This is a genomic window from Hoeflea sp. 108 (assembly GCF_000372965.1).
Taxonomy (GTDB): domain Bacteria; phylum Pseudomonadota; class Alphaproteobacteria; order Rhizobiales; family Rhizobiaceae; genus Aminobacter.
Genome location: NZ_KB890024.1, coordinates 1750962 through 1769846, shown reverse-complemented (window position 1 = coordinate 1769846; position 18885 = coordinate 1750962). Strand labels below are relative to the sequence as shown.

General features: G+C 63.6%; 14 protein-coding genes. 6 read left to right on the top strand and 8 right to left on the bottom strand.

Annotation, left to right across the window (positions count from 1 at the left end; translation table 11 throughout):
* Positions 1-44: 44 nt before the first annotated feature.
* From B015_RS0108555 to B015_RS0108545, 3 genes are all read left to right on the top strand, one after another.
* Positions 45-812, top strand: a complete 768-nt coding sequence (locus B015_RS0108555) for a protein phosphatase 2C domain-containing protein (protein WP_040456103.1) — start codon at positions 45-47, stop codon at positions 810-812.
* Between the two features lie 79 nt (positions 813-891).
* On the top strand, positions 892-1263 hold the full coding sequence (locus tag B015_RS0108550; RefSeq protein ID WP_018427271.1) for a DUF1036 domain-containing protein: 372 nt from the start codon (positions 892-894) through the stop codon (positions 1261-1263).
* A gap of 77 nt (positions 1264-1340) precedes the next feature.
* A complete protein-coding gene (locus B015_RS0108545) occupies positions 1341-3581 on the top strand; it encodes a M23 family metallopeptidase (RefSeq protein ID WP_323848106.1) in 2241 nt (746 codons plus the stop codon).
* A 112-nt stretch (positions 3582-3693) separates the two neighbouring features.
* On the opposite strand, the gene B015_RS0108540 is transcribed toward B015_RS0108545, so the two are convergent.
* From B015_RS0108540 to B015_RS0108515, 5 genes are all read right to left on the bottom strand, one after another.
* On the bottom strand, positions 3694-5259 hold the full coding sequence (locus B015_RS0108540; RefSeq protein WP_018427269.1) for an indolepyruvate oxidoreductase subunit beta family protein: 1566 nt from the start codon (positions 5257-5259) through the stop codon (positions 3694-3696).
* On the bottom strand, positions 5256-7409 hold the full coding sequence (locus B015_RS0108535; RefSeq protein ID WP_018427268.1) for an indolepyruvate ferredoxin oxidoreductase subunit alpha: 2154 nt from the start codon (positions 7407-7409) through the stop codon (positions 5256-5258). Before B015_RS0108535 ends, B015_RS0108540 begins: the two co-directional genes overlap by 4 nt.
* A gap of 10 nt (positions 7410-7419) precedes the next feature.
* Positions 7420-7905 (bottom strand): MarR family transcriptional regulator, encoded by a 486-nt coding sequence (locus tag B015_RS0108530; protein ID WP_018427267.1) that lies wholly within the window; start codon positions 7903-7905, stop codon positions 7420-7422.
* A 170-nt stretch (positions 7906-8075) separates the two neighbouring features.
* Entirely contained in the window at positions 8076-8870 is a 795-nt protein-coding gene (locus B015_RS0108525; RefSeq protein ID WP_018427266.1) for a cyclase family protein, read from the bottom strand.
* 364 nt (positions 8871-9234) lie between these two features.
* Entirely contained in the window at positions 9235-10311 is a 1077-nt protein-coding gene (locus tag B015_RS0108515) for a substrate-binding domain-containing protein (RefSeq protein ID WP_026227038.1), read from the bottom strand.
* Between the two features lie 293 nt (positions 10312-10604).
* On the opposite strand from B015_RS0108515, the gene B015_RS0108510 reads away from it, so the two are divergent.
* Together B015_RS0108510 and B015_RS0108505 are read left to right on the top strand one after the other, a co-directional pair.
* Positions 10605-11996: an aldehyde dehydrogenase family protein gene (locus B015_RS0108510; RefSeq protein ID WP_245262303.1), complete on the top strand. Its 1392-nt coding sequence runs from the start codon at positions 10605-10607 to the stop codon at positions 11994-11996.
* Positions 11997-12108: 112 nt separating this feature from the next.
* On the top strand, positions 12109-13083 hold the full coding sequence (locus tag B015_RS0108505; RefSeq protein WP_018427262.1) for a methionyl-tRNA formyltransferase: 975 nt from the start codon (positions 12109-12111) through the stop codon (positions 13081-13083).
* Between the two features lie 94 nt (positions 13084-13177).
* Here the strand turns inward: B015_RS0108505 and B015_RS0108500 are convergent, their stop codons facing one another.
* From B015_RS0108500 to B015_RS0108490, 3 genes are all read right to left on the bottom strand, one after another.
* Positions 13178-14512 carry a solute carrier family 23 protein gene (locus tag B015_RS0108500; protein ID WP_157632697.1) on the bottom strand — a complete coding sequence of 445 codons (1335 nt, stop codon included), beginning with the start codon at positions 14510-14512 and terminating at the stop codon, positions 13178-13180.
* 70 nt (positions 14513-14582) lie between these two features.
* The gene (locus tag B015_RS0108495) at positions 14583-15935 is read right to left on the bottom strand and encodes an 8-oxoguanine deaminase (RefSeq protein WP_018427260.1); all 1353 of its coding nucleotides are present in this window, start codon (positions 15933-15935) and stop codon (positions 14583-14585) included.
* Between the two features lie 270 nt (positions 15936-16205).
* The gene (locus tag B015_RS0108490) at positions 16206-17411 is read right to left on the bottom strand and encodes an ROK family transcriptional regulator (RefSeq protein ID WP_018427259.1); all 1206 of its coding nucleotides are present in this window, start codon (positions 17409-17411) and stop codon (positions 16206-16208) included.
* 232 nt (positions 17412-17643) lie between these two features.
* Here B015_RS0108490 and B015_RS0108485 point away from each other — a divergent pair, with 232 nt between their 5' ends.
* A complete protein-coding gene (locus B015_RS0108485) occupies positions 17644-18882 on the top strand; it encodes an extracellular solute-binding protein (RefSeq protein WP_026227036.1) in 1239 nt (412 codons plus the stop codon).
* The last annotated feature ends 3 nt before the right edge of the window (positions 18883-18885 follow it).

Sequence of the window (18885 nt, the reverse complement as noted above, 5' to 3'; positions counted from 1 at the left end):
CAGGCAGCTACCGCAGAGGGGCGCCAGGCTGGCGCCAGGGGCAATTGGCTGATGTCGCGCTTGCCTTCGACAGTTACGGCGTAACCCACAGGGGTTGCGTGCGCCAGACCAATGAAGACAGCTTGCTGCTCGAACCCCGGAGCGGGGTCTGGGTGGTAGCTGACGGCATGGGCGGCCATGATGACGGCGAGTTTGCCTCGGCGAGCATCGTCGAACACCTTGCCACCATCGGCGTCGCAGCCTCGCCACCCGACCTGCGCGCCCGCTTCGAAGACCGGCTCGAACGCGCCCACGACCAAATCCGCCTGATATCGGCCGAGCGCGGCGTCACCATCGGCTCGACGCTGGCGGCACTGCTTGCGATGGATGGCAAGTTCGCCTGCCTCTGGCTCGGCGATAGCCGCATCTACCTCGTTCGCGACAACGCCATCTCACAGCTGTCGCACGACCACACCGAAGTGCAGGAACTGGTCGACAGGGGCGCGATAACAGCCGAGGAGGCCCGCACCTGGCCGCGCCGCAACGTCGTCACCCGGGCCATTGGCGTCAACGACGAGATCGCTCTCGACTTCTACCAGGGCGACATCAAGCCGGGAGATGTCTTCGTGCTGGCGACGGACGGTCTCACGGCCCACGTCCTGGAGAAGGAGATCGAGGCCGCGGCTGCGGCCGCTTCTCCGCAGGCTGTCTGCAACGAACTTCTGGAGAAGGTTCTCGATCGCGGCGGCACTGATAACGTGACCATTGTCGTGGTGCGCATACTGGGGGCGACGGATGGTGCTGCTCCGATGTCCTTCGCAGAAGGCCGCTAGCCGCTCGAGTCCTGTTCCGGTGCACTGCCGCCGGGCACTCCAGCTTGCCTGCTCTGCGGCAGCCGCAGCCATCCTGGCCATGCTGACACCAGCCCCGGCGCACGCGGAGTTCACGGTCTGCAACCAGACACTGGACGTGGTCAATCTCGCGGTCGGGCAGCAGAACGAGGGTTCTTTCCAGACCGAGGGCTGGTGGACGGTCGGCGCCAACCAGTGCGTCAACGTCATCCGCGAGGAACTCGCCAACCGCTACATTTACATCTACGCCACCGACGTCTTCGGCAACGCCGTCCTCGACGGGTCCACCGACATGTGCGTCGAGCGCCGTCGCTTCGTCATCCGCGACACCGACGACTGCTGGGTGCGCGGCCAGGTGGCGGCGCGGTTCCATGAGGTCGACACGCTCCAGCAGGCGCGCTGGACGTTCTTCCTCACTGCCCGCGCGCCATGACGCACGGCATCGACACCAGTTTCCGCAGGCGAAAGCTTGAGCGGGAGGCTCAGCGCAGGCGATCGCGGCTCCGCAAGATGGTTGCGGCAGCCGGGCTGGTTTGCCTTCTGGTCCTCTCGGCCGGGGCCTATATCGGCTACGGCTACTGGTTTGCGCCCGACTATGAAGGCGACCTGCAGCCTACCGAAGAAGCCGACGTCCTTCCCCCCGATGCCGGCGTCTACGTTCCCGCCATCCTCGACCTCGCCGGCGATCCGATGTGGATCAACCTGTCGCACGAGGCCAGCGCCGAGACGAAGCGCCAGTCGGTGGCTAGGCCGCCAGAACTCGGTACCGACGGGGTATCTCCAAGGCTCGCCTTCCTTTCCGACACGATGCTGTCGACCAGCGAGCGCTTCATGACGACGATCCCTTCGTCACAGGAAGATTTCGCTTTCTTTCAGGCTCAGCGCGGCACAGCCGCACCCGCCGCGGGGCCCGATGCCCAGCCCCCGGCTACCCAATCTGTTGGCGACACCGACAGCGGCGAGGCCACCCTGTCCGACGATGTCGGCGCCGGCTGGGGCGAGACCATCGACGAAGGCGAGGCTCCCCTGCCCGCCTTCCAGAAAACGGTGATCGAAGACAACACGAGCATCGCAACCGTAACGCCCCAGGGCGACAGGTTCGAACCGACGCAGGACATCTTCGTCAAGGTGCTGACCGCGAGAAGCCTCGAGAGCGTGGCACTTGAGGCGCATTTCGCAGCCGACGAGGCCAGGCTCGCCGCCGATGCGCTCAAGACCCAGTTCGCCCTGGCCGACCTCCAACCCGGATACGTCGTCGCCATGCGCGGTTTCAGGCCCCGCCGCGAGGCATCGAGCTTCGCCCTCATGCAGGTCTCGGTCTATGCCATGAGCAGATATGTCGGCACCGTCGCGCGCAGTTCCAACGGGCTTTTCGTGTCGGGCGTCGACCCCTGGGTCCGCGACGATCTCTTCAACTATTCGGGCCGCCCGGAGACCGGAACACAAAAGCGGCAGTACCGGCTGCTCGACGCGATCTATTCCACCGCAGCCCGCAACGACGTGCCGACAAGCGTACTCGGCGAAGCGATCATGTATCTGTCGCGCGGCCACGACCTGAATGCCTTCACCACCGAGAGCCAGCGGCTGGTGTTGCTCTATTCGGAAACGCCGCGCGGCAAGGATGGCCTCGCCGGGCGGGTGCTCTATGTCGGCGTGCTCGGCGGCGGCACCAACCTCGAGTGCTTCGTGTTCCGCGAAGGCGAGCGGGACTTCGCCTGCGTCACCGCCGACGACCAAATCCGCTCGCCGGCGACCGCCAACGGCATGGTGACACCGGTCAACGGGGTCATGACATCGACATTCGGTCCGCGCATGCATCCCATCCTCAAGACGGTCCGCATCCACAAGGGCGTCGACTGGGCGGCCCCTGTGGGCACGCCGATCGTCGCCGCTTTCGACGGCCAGATCGCGTTCGAAGGCGACGGCAAGGGCTACGGCAACCTCATCCGCATTACGCATGCCAACGGGCGCGAGACGCGTTATGCCCACATGCAGCGCTTTGCCGCCAACATCAGTGTCGGGTCCGCTGTAAAGGCCGGCGACCTGATCGGCTACATCGGCACAACCGGCCTCTCGACCGGCCCGCATCTGCACTTCGAACTCTACCAGGACGGCCAGGCTGTCGACCCGCTGGGTACCGTCACGGTCGTCACAACCTCGTCGGACGATTCCGCCATCGAGCTCCTGACCAACCGCATCGTCCATGTCGAAAGCGGCGGAAGTGCAACCGCCAAGAACCCGCTGTCATCGGCAACCGGTCTCGGCCAATTCATCTCCAAGACGTGGCTGCGCATGATCAGCACTTACCGTCCCGACCTGGCGCGGTCGCTGTCGACGGAGGAGATCCTTGCTCTCCGCTATGACCCCACCATCTCGAGGGAAATGGTGCGCAACCTTGCACGCGAAGGCGAAGCCTATCTCAAGGTGCGAGGCCACCAGATTACGGCAGGACGGCTATATCTCTGCCACTTCCTCGGCATGGAAGGTGCCAACCAGGTGCTTTCAGCCTCCGGTGACGCGATGCTCGTCGACATTTTGGGGGTGAGCGTCATCAAGGCCAACCCTTTCCTCACGGGCAAGGACGCCAGCTATGTCGTGTCATGGGCGGAACGCAAGATGACCGGCAAGGCCCCCGCCGTCTCCGCGCAGCCGACCGCTCCGGCCATCCCCGTTCGCCAGGCGTCGCCGGAGTTCGAACGCTACAAGGCGGCCATAGCGAAGCTGCTCGAGACGCAAGCGGCGAGTTTGTAATCGGCAATATCAGGGGTAGGCACGCAGCACCATGCCTAGCGGATATCCCGTTGGCGGCTGGCTCTTCACCTCCAGCCTTCGTGCGGTGTCTTCCCGTTGGCGGCGTCGGCCATCAGGCGGCCTTGCCGTCCGGTGTGCCGGCGAAGGAACGCACCGTCATGATCGCACCATCGAGCGCAATGCCTTCGGCATCTTTCAATGCTGCCTCGCGCAACCTTGCGATCCAGACCGCTGCATCGTCGCGTCCGCGCAGCATCGAAAGGCAGCCCAGCACGCGGTCGAATTTCGACAGCCCACGGACATGGGTGTCCGAATAGCCCTTGATCAGGCGCCGGCATTTCAGCACTTCGACGCCGACGTCGTAGTCTGCGCTGGCTTCCTTCATCGCCAATTCCAGCCACTCTTCCAGATGCGCGGTCTCGACCTTGTGGCGGAGCAGAGCGCGCCGCCAGCGCCGCATTCCCCCGACCAGCCAGAGCGTGCCGAAACCGAGCATGCCGTCGGTCCTGATCCTGCGGCCGCGGTCGACGAAGCGGTTGAGGCTCTTCATGAGACCAGAACGGGCTTCAATCGCTGCACCGAGCCGAGCGGGCAGCATGCCGCAGATCTCCTCCATGCGCGGATGGAAATATTCCGTCGTCATCAGGGTCTGGTCGTCGCCAAGATGCACCTCGCGGCGAACTCTTTCGGCCCGCGACGATCGCGTCTTGAGATCGGCGACGCGGATGATGTCATCATAGACCATGGCGTTGGCTATGTATTTCGCCGCCTCGTGCGTCAGAGCATGGCCATGCTCAGCGGAATCGAGCGCCGCTACCGTATCGAGCCTGTCGAGATACTCCGCTCCATAGGCCGTATCGAGGAAATCGACGACCTTGCGAAGGCCGTGCCCCGCCATGTCGCGGACCGGCTCGGGAAGCCTTTCAATGCGGCGCTCGAGCGCCGACCATTTGTCGCGCAATCCCGCTGGTCCCGCCACCCCCGGCGTGGCCTGCGGCACCAGTTCGACCTCCGGCTGCGGGCCGGCCCGCGTCCGATCATATGCGAGCGCGAAGGCGGCAAGACTTGCCTTGGCGCCGCGCCCGCCGCTGCGGATCGTTGCCTCGAACTCCTCGCGCGGAAACGGCAACTCGCCCGAGCCGGCAAGCGCGCCGAACAGGCTTGCCGAGATCACGCTGCCGGCCTGCCTCGCCATGGTCTCCATGTCGAAATGGATAAAGCGGCGCGCCGCTTCATCGGCTCGCTTCAGCACGGTTTCGCTGTCGGCGCGGCCGTCGCCGGGCACGACTTTTTCGGACACCGCGAGCATGCGGTGGCTTGAGGCGATAAGGGTGGTCCGGTCCTGCGTGACGAAGCCGCGCAGGACCGCCCGCCCCGCTTCCGCCAGTTCGGCGGAGATGAGAATGTCGATGTCGCCGGGCGCCGGGCTCAGCGCAAGCACAGGACTGGCGCCGGGCCGGGCCGGATCCTTCCGCATCATCTCCACATAATAGATGGTGGCGCCGGTGCGCTGCGCGACGCCGGCGACCGAGGTGGACTGCACGTGCCAGCCGCTACGCTGGGCCAGATCAGTGATCCAGTTGGTCAGCACGCCGCCGCCCTGACCGCCGACAGCCAGGACGGCCAGCTTGATGATGGCGCGCGTGGTATCCACGCCCTCTGGGAGCCCGAGCCTCATGCCGATACTCCTTCGAACACCAGTCGGCCACGCTCGCGCCATGCCTGCAGCGTCCTGATGAGGCGCTGGCGCAGGCCAAACGAGAACCGGTCCCAGGAAGTTGGGTTGGATACGACGTCGGCCTGATAGAAGGACGGACACAGGACCGCCGCATCCGCGACCTCGCCGCAATTGCCGCAGCCGACGCAGTTTTCGTCGATCGTGGCCACCGGATCGTCCCGCAAGGGATCGTCGAGTTGCTTTACCGAGAGCGACGGGCAGCCGGAAAGGCGCATGCAGGCGTGATCGCCGGTGCAGACATCCTCATCGACGCCGAACTTGGTCTTGGTCACGCGCTTGCCATCGGCGATGGCCTGCTTGCGCACGGGTCCCTCGCGCCGCTGGCGATTCAGCATGCATTCGGACGAGGCGACAATCACCTTGGGACCCTTTTCCTCGGTCGTCAGCGCCTCTTTCAGGGTGTCGCGCATCATGCCGACGTCGTAGGTGCGCTCGAGGTGGCGCACCCATTTGACGCCCATCCCCTTCAGCGCGTCAGTGATCGGATGCTTGGTCGACTTCGTCCTATTGCTCGCACGTGACGACAGGATGTCCTGGCCGCCGGTCGCGGCCGAATAGTAGTTGTCGACCACGACGATGACGCCGTCGTTCTTGTTGAAGACGGCGTTGCCAACCGACGATGTCAGGCCGTTGTGCCAGAAACCACCGTCGCCGACGAAGGAGATCGAGCGGCGCTTGGCATCTGGCGAATTGAAGGCCGACGCCGACGCCGGCCCGAGCCCGTAGCCCATGGTGGTGGCGCCGAGATCGAAGGGCGGCATGATCGAGAAAAGATGGCAGCCGATGTCGGAGGCGATGTGGTGCTTGCCGAGTTCCTGCTCGGCAAGCTTGGTGGCCGCAAAGATCGGACGCTCCGGACAGCCGATGCAGAAGCCCGGCGGACGCATCGGCACGGTCTTGGCCAGGTCGTCGAATATCGGCGGAGCCGGCATGTTGGGCGCCCGCACCTCGGGAGCGAGCATATCTGCGGCATGCTTGCGCAGGAAGGCGCCAATGCCGGTCAGCATCACGTCGCCCGAATATTCGCCGGCCATCGGCAGGATGCCCTTGCCCTCGAGCCTGACGGTGGCACCGGCCTTGTAGAGCATGGCGCCAAGCGCCTGCTCGATGTAGTCTGGCTGCCCCTCCTCAATGACGAGCACGGCCTCCTTGTCGGAGCAGAACGCCACAAGATCGTCGTCGATCAGCGGATAGGTGACGTTCAGCACGTGCAGCGGAACATCCGTCTCGCCATAGGCATCGGCGAGCCCCAGACGTTGCAGCGCACGGATGACGCCGTTGTACATGCCGCCCTGCATGATGAGGCCGACCTTGCCGTCGCCACCGAAGGTCTCGTTCAGCCGGTGACGCCTGATGTAGTCGATCGCCGCGGGCAGCCGCTTGGTGATCTTCTCCTTCTCGTGCAGGAAGGACGCTGGCGGCAACACGATGCGCTGGGTGTCGCGACGCGGGTTCTCCAGCGCTTCGGCAACGGTCATCGCCGGGCGCACATTCTTCTTTGTCACGAAGGAACCGTTGACGTGGCAGCAGCGGATGCGCACCTGCAGCATGACAGGCGTATTCGAGGCCTCCGACAGCTCGAAGCCATGCTCGACCGCCGCGACGATCGACGGCAGGTTCGGCCTCGGATCGAGCAGCCAGACCTGGCTCTTCATGGCAAATGCGTGGCTGCGCTCCTGCATAATGGAAGAGCCTTCGCCATAGTCTTCGCCAACGATGATGAGCGCACCGCCGGTGACGCCGCCCGAGGCGAGGTTTGCCAGCGCGTCGGACGCGACATTGGTGCCGACGGTCGACTTGAAGGTCGCCGCACCGCGGATCGGATAATGAACCGACGCCGCAAGCATCGCGGTTGCGGTCGCCTCGGATGCGCTTGCTTCGAAGTGCACGCCGAGTTCACCGAGGATGTCCTGCGCATCGGCCAGAACGTCCATGAGATGGCTGATCGGGGCACCTTGGTAGCCGCCGACATAGCCCACGCCGCACTGCAAGAGCGCCTTGGTGATGGCCAGGATGCCTTCGCCCGTAAAGACCTCGCCCTCACCCAGCTTGAGCTTCTCGACCTCCTTCGCAAACGATCGTTCGGCCATGGGTCACTCCTCAGAAATCATTCTTTTTTATGTTGTTGAGTATCTTCTGCAGGGTTGCGACGAAGGCGGCATGCTCGGCCGCGTCGATGCCGACAAACATCCTGTTGTAGCTCTCGCGCATGGTCGGCCACAGGCTTTCGAAGGCAGCACGCCCAGCCTCGGTGATCGACACGCGAATGGCGCGGCTGTCGTCCTGATCGGGCATGCGTCGCACCAGGCCGTCCGCCTCGAGCGCATCGAGCGCGCGGCTGAGCGTCGATTGCTCGACGATGGCATAGACCGCGAGACGGCCGATGAGCAGCCCATCGACGACCGAAAGCACGGCCAGCGTCCGCATCTTGGGGGTGGTCAGCCCGAGCTTTGCCAGGTCGTCCCGCAAGGAGGCATTGTAGCGCCCCATGATGCGGTTCATCAGATAGGGCGCAAACTGCTGGAGGCCGATCTCGCCGAGGCGTGCCCCTTCATCATCCTCGCTCGATATGATGTGCTCGGTCATCGGATCTTCCTTTGCAGCGGCGGGCTTGCTGCGGCGAACCTCTACGCCGCAGGCCGATACAGAGCACTACCGCCTGAAATCGCCAACGGGCGGCTCGATCAATCCAGCACCGACCTCGGCCGCCGAGCGGCCGAGACATGCATGCCGACATCAAGCCGCGATGGCCTCACCTAGCTCCGGGGCACGAGCGCCAGCGCGCGCACCGGGCTGCCCGTACCGCGCACGATCTTCAGCGGGGCAGCGATGAGGATCGCTCCCTTGGGCGGCAGTTTATCGAGGTTGCACAGGCTCGCCAGCCCATATCTGTTGGCCTTGTGCATCAGGTTGTGCGCCGGGAATGGCGGCTGCATCCCGCCCGCTGCACCCGCATCAGTGCCGATGCACTGCGTGCCCCAGCCGATAGCGCCGCGCTCGATGATGTATTCGATGCAATCAACCGTCGGGCCGGGTGAATGCGGCCCCTTCTCGTCGACATTGAGGAACTCCGCCTCCGAGCCGTTGCGCTTGTCCCAGTCGGTGCGCATCACCACCCATTCGCCCTTGCCGATCGCACCGTGCTTGGCCTCCCAGGCGCGAATGCCGTCAGCGGTGAGCAGGAAATCGTTATCGGCAGCCGACTGCGCCGAGCAGTCGATGACATTCAATGGGGCGATGTAGTTGCGTACCGGGATGGTGTCCGTGTAGCCGTCGGAAAAATCCTTGCCGGTGATCCAGTGGTGCGGCGCATCGAAATGCGTGCCCGAGTGCTCGCCGATCTTCAGCCAATTCCACGCCCAGAAGGGCCCCTTGTCGTCATACTCGGAGATGGTGTGCATCTCGATCTTGGGCGTATCCACCGCAAACTCCGGCGGCAGCTTGAGCAGGGGCGTGTCCGGACCAAGCGGCCCCGACAGATCGACGACCTCGACCTGCCCGCTCAAAAGCAATTCCGCAAGATTGCCCAGCGTAGCTGCAGCTGCTGTCATTTCAAGTCCTCCACTTGATGGCGCCCAGCCTATCCGGATCCGTTGTCCAGGCCATCGCGCTCGCTCTTCCCGATCAGGAAGCTAGCGTCACTTACATGCATATGCAAATAAAATTTGCGGAGCTGAAAACCGTGATCGCATCCTGACCAGCGGTCGACAACCTTCTTCAAAATATCAAGAATTATCTGCCAGGCGGCGCATCCGGCTTCACAGCGGGAAATTGGCCAGAGCGAATACGGCGATATTTCAGTTGCTCGACCGCCCAATTTTATTTGCAAATGCATTCTAATTGGCCAAGCAGGACTTTGAAAGCCGTGCGATGAAGGGATCGCGCGACGTTGGCCGCCAGCAGAATGCCTACGGTCTAGTCCAGAGATCGGAACACGTCCCGGACAGTCCGGATCGAGCCGGCATCGTTGACCCTGTAGCCGGGCAGTTGCGAGATGGCGGCGTGGAACTCCTGGCTGCGCATCACGGACAGCACGCGCTTGACCGCCTCGAGTTCCAAAATCTCCTTCCGGCAGACGAAGAAGTAGTCTTCGGTCAACAAGCGAACGAAATCGAGGCCGAACTGGCGCGCGGCCGCCTCGACGCCGAAGGCGACGTCGGCCATGCCGGAGGCGACGTAGGCCGCGACGGCCGCGTGGGTAAACTCGGCATGCTCATAGCCGTTGATACGCAAGGGATCGATGCGGTTCTGGGCCAGCAACTGGGCAAGGAGCATGCGCGTGCCCGAATCCGGATCGCGATTGACGAAGCGGACCGAGGGGTCGAGCAACCGCTCCAGCGAGGTGATGCCGAGCGGATTGCCCGGCGCCACCATCAGCCCCATTTCGCGGGTGACGAAACCGATGACGCGATGCGCCGCGGGATTGAGCCAGCCCTTGGTGGCGGCGATGCTGCGCTTGCGTAGCTCGCCCTGCGGCAGATGCATGCCGGCGAGGTCGCAACCGTCATGCACCAGCGATGCGAGCGAGTTCTGGTTACTGACATAACGAAAATCGATCCCGATATCGGATTCGCGGGCGAGCAACTCCCTCAGCTTCGGCACCGCGAAGCCATGGCTGGCATGAACGCGCAGGATGATCGGGCCGTGCGGCAAAAGCTGGTTGATTTCCGTTTCCAACTCCTGCGACAAGTTCTGCAGCAGCGGACCGAGACGGGCCTCAAGCCTCTGGCCGGCCCACACCAGCTTGTCGCCGAAGGGCGTGAGGACTGTGCCGCTGCCCTGCTTGCGCACGACGAGCGGGGTATCGAAGAACGCCGACCACTTCTCGATCAGGTTCCAGGCGTGGCGGTATGAGACGCCGGCAAGATCGGCGGCCTTGGTGATCTTGCCGCTGGCGCGGATCTCGGCCAGGAAATCCAGCATGATCTGCAGCGACTGGGAATCCTGATGGCGTCGAAAGCGCCATACCGGGTCGATCTCGATACGGATCATCATCACCCTCCCAGCTGGTCCCGTACCAGAGATATGAACATGAATTCATATCTCTGCGTCCGTCAGACTTGCACTCGGGATCATGTATTCGCCCGCCGATATAGGCAACAGATATCTTATTCCCACGGGAAAATATCTTTCCTACGCTAGATGCAGTCTCCAGCTGTGTTCCCAGGGTGCGATCACCGGCTGACAGATATGAACTCAATTTCATATGTGGAGGATGTCAGGTGGTATATGCATTTTCGGACTGGACCCAGAAACTCTTGATCGACGGCAAGCGCGTCGACGCCATGTCCGGCCGCACTTTCGATACGTTCGATCCGTCGACTGGCGAGGTGATCGCCAAGATCGCCGAGGCAGATGCCAATGATGTCGACGCCGCCGTGCGCTCGGCCCGCAAGGCGTTCGAAGGTGACTGGGGGCGGCTGCGCGCCAGTGAACGTGGGCAGTTGATGCTCAAGCTGGCGGAACTTATCCGCCAGAACGAAGATGAACTCGTCAACCTTGAGAGCCTAGACAGCGGCAAGCCGGTTTCGGCAATCCGCCGCCAGGACCTGCCAGCGGTGATCGACACGCTGGTCTACTATGCGGGCATGGCCGACAAGATCAACGGCAAGGTGATCCCGGCACGGCAGGACGCGCTTACCTACACCGTGCGCGAACCGCTCGGCGTGGTCGGCGCCATCATTCCCTGGAACTTCCCGCTGATGATCGGCATGTGGAAGATCGCACCTGCCCTCGCCTGCGGCTGTACCGTCGTTTTGAAGCCTGCGGAAATCACCCCGCTGACCGCGCTCAGGATCGGCGAGCTGGCGCTCGAAGCCGGCTTCCCTGCAGGTACGCTCAATGTCGTGCCGGGCTTCGGCAAGATTGCCGGCCAGGCGATCGTCGACCATCCCGATATCGACAAGGTCACCTTCACCGGCTCGCCCGTCGTCGGCCGCCAGATCCTGCAGGGTGCCGCTGGCAACCTCAAGCGCGTGACGCTTGAGCTCGGCGGCAAGTCGGCCAACATCATCTTCCCAGATGCCGACCTCGATGCGGCGGTAAAAGCGGCGGCATCGGGCATCTTCTTCAACACCGGTCAGGTCTGCTCGGCCGGCTCGCGCATCCTCGCCCACGAATCCGTCTATGACGAAGTCGTCGAGCGGCTCGCAGCCCGGGCGAAATCGACCCGCATCGGCGACCCGCGCGAAACCTCGACCGCCATGGGTCCGCTGGTCTCGGAAGTGCAGATGAACCGGGTGCTCAACTACATCGACATCGGTACGAAGGAAGGCGCGCACCTGGTCACAGGCGGCGGCCGCCATGGCGAGCGCGGCTTCTACGTCGAGCCGACAGTGTTCGCCGGCGTCGAACACGAGATGCGCATTTCGCAGGAAGAGATATTCGGCCCCGTCGCCACCGTCATCAGCTTCAAGGACGACGAGGACGCGCTGCGCATCGCCAACGGCACTGTCTACAGCCTCGCCGCCGGCGTCTGGACATCAGACATCGCTCGGGCCCACCGCTTCGCCAGGCGCCTCAAGGCCGGAACGGTGTGGGTGAACACCTACGGCCCGACCGACATCCGCTTGCCCTGGGGCGGAGCGCGGGACTCCGGCTTCGGCCGCGAGCATGGCGAAGAAGCGATCGAAAACTTCACCGAGCCCAAGGTGGTCTGGATCAACACCGGCCGCTGACGGTTCGCGCCTGGCGGCGCGACCACTCACCAAACCTGACATCTCAAGGCACCCCGCGCCAGCCATGCGCGAGGCACGGGGGAAGCCTTGCCCAATCCGGAGGACATCAATCATGCGTATTGCCATCATCGGACAGCAGGCATTCGGTCAAAGCGTGCTCGAAGCGTTTCTCGCTCGTGGCGACGAGGTCGCCGGCGTGTTCTGTGCGCCGGAAAAGCCGGGCGCGCGGCCCGATCCGCTCAGGGCCGCGGCCGAAAAGGCCGGGCTCAAGGTGTTCCAGCTGCCGAGCCTCAAGGGCGAAGCGGCGGAGAACGCGCTCAAGGCGCTCGACGTCGATCTGGCCGTCATGGCCTATGTGTTGCAGTTTGCGCCGCAGGACTTCGTCAACATCCCACGCCACGGCACTATCCAGTACCACCCCTCGCTGCTGCCCAGATATCGCGGACCCAGCTCGATCAACTGGCCTGTCATCAAGGGCGACACCCAGACCGGCCTGACCATCTTCCGCCCGACCGATGGCCTCGACGAAGGTCCTGTCGTCCTGCAGAAGACGGTCGACATTGGTCCCGAGGACACGCTCGGGAGCGTCTATTTCGACTGGCTGTTCCCGCTCGGTGTGGACGCGATGCTCGAGGCGGCGGATCTGGTGGTCGCCGGCAAGCACACGGAGACAGTGCAGGACGAAAGCCAGGCCTCCTATGAAGGCTGGTGCAAGGACGCCGAAGCCCGCATCAACTGGCACGGCCACATCGATGCCATCCACAACCTGATCCGCGGCTGCGACCCGGCTCCTGGTGCATGGACCCTTGTGAACGGCACCAAGGTCAGGCTGTTCGAAGCCCGCAAGCACCCCGTACGCCGCTTCGGCGACGTTGTCGGCAAGCCCGGTGAAGTGGTTGCGGTCGGCGAGCGCAGCCTCTCGGTCTGCGTACAGGGCGGCGTCATCGAAATCTTCAAGGCACGCACGGAGGCTGGCCAAAAACTCTCGGGCGCAGAACTCGCATCGGCGTTTTCCCTGACCTCAGGGTCGAAGCTCGGCACCGATGCTGCACCCGCCAAGGAGAAGGCTCCGGAACCGGCGGAATAAAGGTCTTCCCAGCGCTGGCCCAGGCCAGCCATCTTCCCAAGCGGCCGCCGAGCAATCGGCGGCCTTTTTGTCCGAGGGTCCGGCTGGACCGGTCTCAGCGCGAGCGCATGAACTCGGGAATGCGCACCAGGACGATCTCGGCGACCATGACAGTTACAGCACCGACGACGATGGAATGTGCAAGCATCTCGCCGAGAATCTGCGGCAATCCACCCGACAAAGCCCCGGCCAGTGTCGGAATGCCCAAGCCCGCCATCAGGCCGAGCGGCGCCACCATGTTCTTCACAGGCGAACCCCGGTCCTGGCTCGCCATCTGGATGCCGGTCATGACCACGGTTGCCGCCGCAGGCAAGAACAGTCCGCCGACGACCGCAGCGGGTGTGGCCACCAGCACCGCCGCAACCTTGGGCAGGAACGCCAGGACAATGAAGATGAGGCCAGCGACGCGGACCACATGCCGGCTGGCAACGCCGGTCAGCCTGATGACGCCGAGATTCTGAGCGTAGGCAGTTGTGCCGAAACCTCCGATCAGCGCAGCCAACATCGAACCACCTGCTTCGCCGGCAATGCCGGCGTTGACGCGCCGGTCGTCAAGTTCAACGCCAGTCAGCCGCGCCGTCGCCTCATACATTCCCATGGCCTCGACAACGGCGACGACGAAGACGATGCACATGGTGATGGTGATCGCCGGATCGAAGGTCAGCGCGCCATAGGGCAGAAGCTTGGGGAAGGCCAACCATGGCGCCTGGCCGACGCTGGAGAAATCGAGCAATCCGAGGCCGAGGGCGAGCAAATCGCCGACAATGAGCGCCGTGAGGAAGCCGAACATGCGGAAGGTGCCTCCGAAGGCAGCGCTGACCAGCACCACCGCCGTCGTCACGCAGGCCAGAAACAGGCTCGATCCGGTGCCAAAGCTGGGCGAGCCGATGCCGCCGAAGAACTCCATGAAGGTGAAACCTGCCAGCGCGACGCCCACCAAGGTGATGATCGTGCCCGAGACTGCCGGCGACAGAAGGCGCCGAAGCTTGGCGAACTGCCCGCAGATCGAGGCAAGGAATACAAGCGCGGCTCCGATGATCAAGCCAAGGCTTGCCGCAGAGATCGTTCCTGCCTTGTAGTAGCCGATGGCCAATGGCGAAAATGCCGAGGACGGCCCCTGCACCACCGGCAAGCGGACCAGCCTGGTGCTTTGCACAACGGTGACCACGCCCGCCGCAAGGAAGGTGGCGGTCACAAGATTGGTCGCCAAAGTGGCGGAGAACCCCGCCACAGAAGCAATGAAGATGGGATCGAGCCAGGCATTCGACACAAGCGCCTGCTGAAGTCCCAATGCGAAGCGACGCTTGGCGGGGATGATCTCCTCGACATCCCCGACCACGCCGTCGACCGCTTCAAGCTCGCCCATACGGGCATGAACGTGATCAGTCATTGATATACTACCTCCTCCCAGAAGTACGAGCCGCTTCCGCGGCATCAGGTGAAATTGAGCCGATGCGCCGTCAGGCCTCGAGACACTGCATGCGGCGCGCATGGCGAGCATGCTCGCGCAGCACGTCGCCGAGTTCGGGCATCACCGGACGGCAATTCTCAACCAGCACCTTGCCGGCAACGACGGTCGTGCCGGCGGTTGCAGGACCGCAGCGCAGCCAGGCCTCGACCGGGTCGCTGTGGGCGCCGGCAAGAGCCACGTCCGACATACTCCAGACGACAAAGTCGGCGCAGGCACCCGGCCTGAGATGGCCGATCTCATCCTCCCAGCCGAGGCAGGCGGCGCCACCGCGCGTGGCGATGTCGAGCGCATCTCGCGCCGACATCGAATGCGGGCCATTGCGATAGCGACCCAACAGCAACGCCGTACGCGCCTCCAGCCACATGGAGGCATGGTCGGTCGAAGCGGAGCCGTCGCAGCCTAGACCGACGCGCATGCCTCGGGCGCGGAGCCCCATGGCGTCGGCCGAGCCACCGCCGATCAGCATGTTCGAACACGGGCACTGCGTGGCACAGACGCCGGCATGTGCAAGGCGGCCGATCTCGGCATCGCTTGGATAAATGAAATGCGCGACCCAGGAGCGCTTGCTGGCCCAGCCGACGCGCTCGAAATATTCGGTCGGTGTGCAGCCATAGACCTCGGCGCAGTATTTGTCTTCCTCGGGGTCCTCGGCGAGGTGGGTGTGCAGCCTGAGATCGTATTTGTCTGCCAGCCGCGCCGATTCCGACATGATCCGCTCGGTGACGGAAAACAAAGAGCAAGGCGCGAGCGCCACGCGCGTCATCGCACCCGGCCTGGCATCGTGATACCTCTCCACCAGCCGGACGCTGTCTTCGAGGATGTCGTCCTCGCGCTGCACCACCGAGGCAGGCGGCAGACCGCCATTCTCGACCGAGCGCGTCATCGATCCACGCGTCGCGTAGAAACGGAAGCCGATGTCGGTGCTGGCTCGGATCTGGGCGTCGATGAGATTGGACTTGGGATGGACGTACATGTGGTCCATCGAGGTGGTGCAGCCGCCCATCAGCAGTTCGGTCATCGCGACATAGGTGGACGCGTAGACCGATTCCCCTGTTAGTCCGGCCCACATGGGGTAGAGGCCAGTTAGCCATTCGAACAGCGAACCGTTCGTCACCGGCGCGTAAGACCGCGTCAGGTTCTGGTACATGTGGTGGTGGGCATTGATCAGCCCGGGCGTGACCAGCCGGCCAAGCGCCGAGATGGTCCTTGCGGCGACCGGCTCTTCGCCAGCCTTGCCCACGGAATGAATTCTCTTGTCTTTGACGGCAATCCAGCCGTCGGCAATTTCCCAGCCGCGATCGACATACACATATGCGTCACGGACGAGCAGGTCTACGGACATGCAGCTTCTCCAGGTCGGTTCTCATTCACTCCGACGAAGCTGGAGTTCAGCTTCGTCGCGCTATGAGCCCTGTCCCTGGAATTGCGAGTTCCGGATCGTCATCGACTGGTAGGTTGAGCGGGCTGCTCTGATCATGCTTTGCAGGAGATCGGCCTTGCTGCGGCCGCCCTCCCCGCCTGAGCGTTCGCACCATCAGGCATTGCTGATGCAAACGCAGATTTGCCTTCCTGTCAAATTATTTTCACATGAGGAACTGGTGCGCCAAATTGGCTAGCCGCCCGAACGGGTCTTGAGGATGGCCGAGAAGCTTGGGTCGAAGGCGCGGCTGATCGGTTCGGCGGCGGCGCCGAGCGCGATCGACCAGGGATCGGTGATGCCCAGTTGCAGCCGCGGCAACGTCCGGTCGCGCCGTTCGGCGATCGAGGACAGCAGCGGATGCATGGCATCGACGATCAATCGGGCAAGCGCTTCGGGCGCGCCGCTGGTCAGGATCACGGTCTGCGGGTCGAAGATCGACTCGATCAGGTGCACACTCCAGCGCAGGTCCTTTGCCGCAGCCGCGACCCAGTCGAGCAGGATCGGTGCCTTGGTCTGCGCCAGCGCATCGACGCGTTCGAACAAGCCGGCATCCGAGGGGTCGAGCCCGAGATGCTGGTAGAGCGAGGCAAGCGAGGCGCGGTGTTCAAGCACCGTGCCACTTGGCGCCAGCAGCGCCATGCCGATCTCGCCGGCATTGCCGTTGCCGCCCCGGTAGAGTTCGCCATTGAGGATCAGGCCGGCGCCGATGCCATAGCCGACATAGAGGCAGACGGCGTTATCAAGACCGTGGGCGGCCCCGACCATGCGCTCCGCGGTGGCGCAGGCCGCTGCGTCGTTCTGCAGGCCGACCTCGAGGCCCGTTCCGGCAGTCAGCCTCTCGATCAGCGGAAACTGCTGCCAGGCCGGCATCATCCATTTGTTGTCGTCGAACTGCGCCAGACCGAAGGGACCCGGCATGGCGACGCCAAGTCCGACAAGCCGTTTTTCCGATTGGGCGAATAAGCGCGCAAGCTGGCCCCTCACGCCCGCGATCAGCCCGAAGATGATTTCGACGCCAGCGGTGGGATCGTCGGGCGGCAGGTTGGCTTCGGCACGGGCAAGCACGCTGCCCAGCAGGTCGACGGCCACAGCGCGCGTCAGGTGACGGTCGATCTGCAGGCCGATGGCGAAAGCGCCTTCGGGCACCAACCTGTAGGGCGTGGACGGCTGGCCCCTGCCCTTTCTCACGGCTTCGAGCGAGACGACGAAACCGTCGCGCTCCAGCTCCTCGATGATGTTCGACACCGCCTGCTTGGTCAGTTGCGTCGCCCGCGCCAGGTCGGCGCGTGACAGCGCTCCGTTCAGGCGCAGCGCGTCAATCATGACGCGGCGGTTGTGGGCGCTCGTGCCTTCCTGGTTGGTACCGCTGGTGGCGCGGATCGGGCTGATATCGTTCACCTCAGATTCCCCTCTTGACACCAATAGATAATTGAAGAAGTAATAAGTCAAGTCAGTTGACTTATTAAGGAGCCACAAGAGCTCCCGGGAACGAAAAGCGGCTGGAGCCGCGGGATTTGTCGAGCTTGAAATGCCTGGAAAGGGACGCCGGCCTCGCCGAGCTGCCTTCGGAAATCAATAAACGGTGCCCCTCGGCATCGCGCTCTTTCAATGTCAGAAAATGGAGGAAGGAATGTTGAAATCGTTTAGCAAAGCGTTGCTCGGTGCGGCCCTCATCGGCGCCGCCTTCGCACCCAAGGCCTTCGCCGAAACCTCTATCAACGCGCTGTTCATGGCGCAGGCCGCCTACAGCGAGGCCGATGTGCGCGCCATGACCGAGGCCTTCACCAAGGCCAATCCCGACATCAAGGTCAATCTCGAATTCGTCCCTTATGAGGGCCTGCACGACAAGACCGTTCTCGCTCAGGGCTCGGGCGGTGGCTACGACGTGGTGTTGTTCGACGTCATCTGGCCGGCCGAATATGCTTCGAACAAGGTGCTGATCGATGTGTCTTCGCGCATCACCGACGAGATGAAGAAGGGCGTGCTGCCAGGTGCCTGGACCACCGTCAATTATGACGGCAAGTCCTATGGCATGCCCTGGATCCTCGACACCAAGTACCTGTTCTACAACAAGGAAATTCTCGAGAAGGCCGGCATCAAGACACCGCCCAAGACCTGGGACGAGCTGGCCGAGCAGGCCAAGATCATCAAGGACAAGGGTCTTTTGGCCACGCCGATCTCGTGGAGCTGGTCGCAGGCGGAAGCCGCGATCTGCGACTACACCACGCTCGTCAGCGCCTATGGCGGCGAGTTCCTTAAGGACGGCAAGCCGGCCTTCCAGAGCGGTGGCGGGCTCGACGCCCTGAACTACATGGTGACGAGCTACACGTCAGGGCTGACCAATCCGAACTCCAAGGAGTTCCTTGAAGAGGACGTACGCAAGGTGTTCCAGAACGGCGAAGCCGCCTTCGCGCTGAACTGGACCTACATGTACAACATGGCCAACGACCCCAAGGACAGCAAGGTCGCAGGCAAGGTCGGCGTGGTTCCTGCCCCCGGCGTCACCGGCAAGAGCGAAGTCTCGGCCGTCAACGGCTCGATGGGCCTCGGCATCACCTCAGCCAGCAAGCACCCCGACGAAGCCTGGAAGTACATCGCCTTCATGACGTCGCAGGCGACGCAGAACCAGTATGCCAAGCTGAGCCTGCCGATCTGGGCGCCGTCCTATGAAGATCCTGCGGTCACCAAGGGCCAGGAAGAGCTGATCGCCGCGGCCAAGCTCGGACTTGCCGCGATGTATCCGCGCCCGACGACGCCGAAGTATCAGGAGCTGTCGACGGCGCTCCAGCAGGCCATCCAGGAATCGCTGCTCGGCCAGGCAAAGCCTGAAGACGCGCTCAAGGGCGCTGCTGAAAACAGCGGCCTGTAAGAT

Bases quoted from the DNA above. Each gene is read 5' to 3' on its own strand.
- B015_RS0108550 (WP_018427271.1), top strand. From the start codon at position 892: ATGCTGACACCAGCCCCGGCGCACGCGGAGTTCACGGTCTGCAACCAG.
- B015_RS0108545 (WP_323848106.1), top strand. From the start codon at position 1,341: ATGGTTGCGGCAGCCGGGCTGGTTTGCCTTCTGGTCCTCTCGGCCGGG.
- B015_RS0108540 (WP_018427269.1), bottom strand. From the start codon at position 5,259: ATGAGGCTCGGGCTCCCAGAGGGCGTGGATACCACGCGCGCCATCATC.
- B015_RS0108535 (WP_018427268.1), bottom strand. From the start codon at position 7,409: ATGGCCGAACGATCGTTTGCGAAGGAGGTCGAGAAGCTCAAGCTGGGT.
- B015_RS0108530 (WP_018427267.1), bottom strand. From the start codon at position 7,905: ATGACCGAGCACATCATATCGAGCGAGGATGATGAAGGGGCACGCCTC.
- B015_RS0108525 (WP_018427266.1), bottom strand. From the start codon at position 8,870: ATGACAGCAGCTGCAGCTACGCTGGGCAATCTTGCGGAATTGCTTTTG.
- B015_RS0108515 (WP_026227038.1), bottom strand. From the start codon at position 10,311: ATGATCCGTATCGAGATCGACCCGGTATGGCGCTTTCGACGCCATCAG.
- B015_RS0108510 (WP_245262303.1), top strand. From the start codon at position 10,605: ATGTCCGGCCGCACTTTCGATACGTTCGATCCGTCGACTGGCGAGGTG.
- B015_RS0108505 (WP_018427262.1), top strand. From the start codon at position 12,109: ATGCGTATTGCCATCATCGGACAGCAGGCATTCGGTCAAAGCGTGCTC.
- B015_RS0108500 (WP_157632697.1), bottom strand. From the start codon at position 14,512: ATGACTGATCACGTTCATGCCCGTATGGGCGAGCTTGAAGCGGTCGAC.
- B015_RS0108495 (WP_018427260.1), bottom strand. From the start codon at position 15,935: ATGTCCGTAGACCTGCTCGTCCGTGACGCATATGTGTATGTCGATCGC.
- B015_RS0108485 (WP_026227036.1), top strand. From the start codon at position 17,644: ATGTTGAAATCGTTTAGCAAAGCGTTGCTCGGTGCGGCCCTCATCGGC.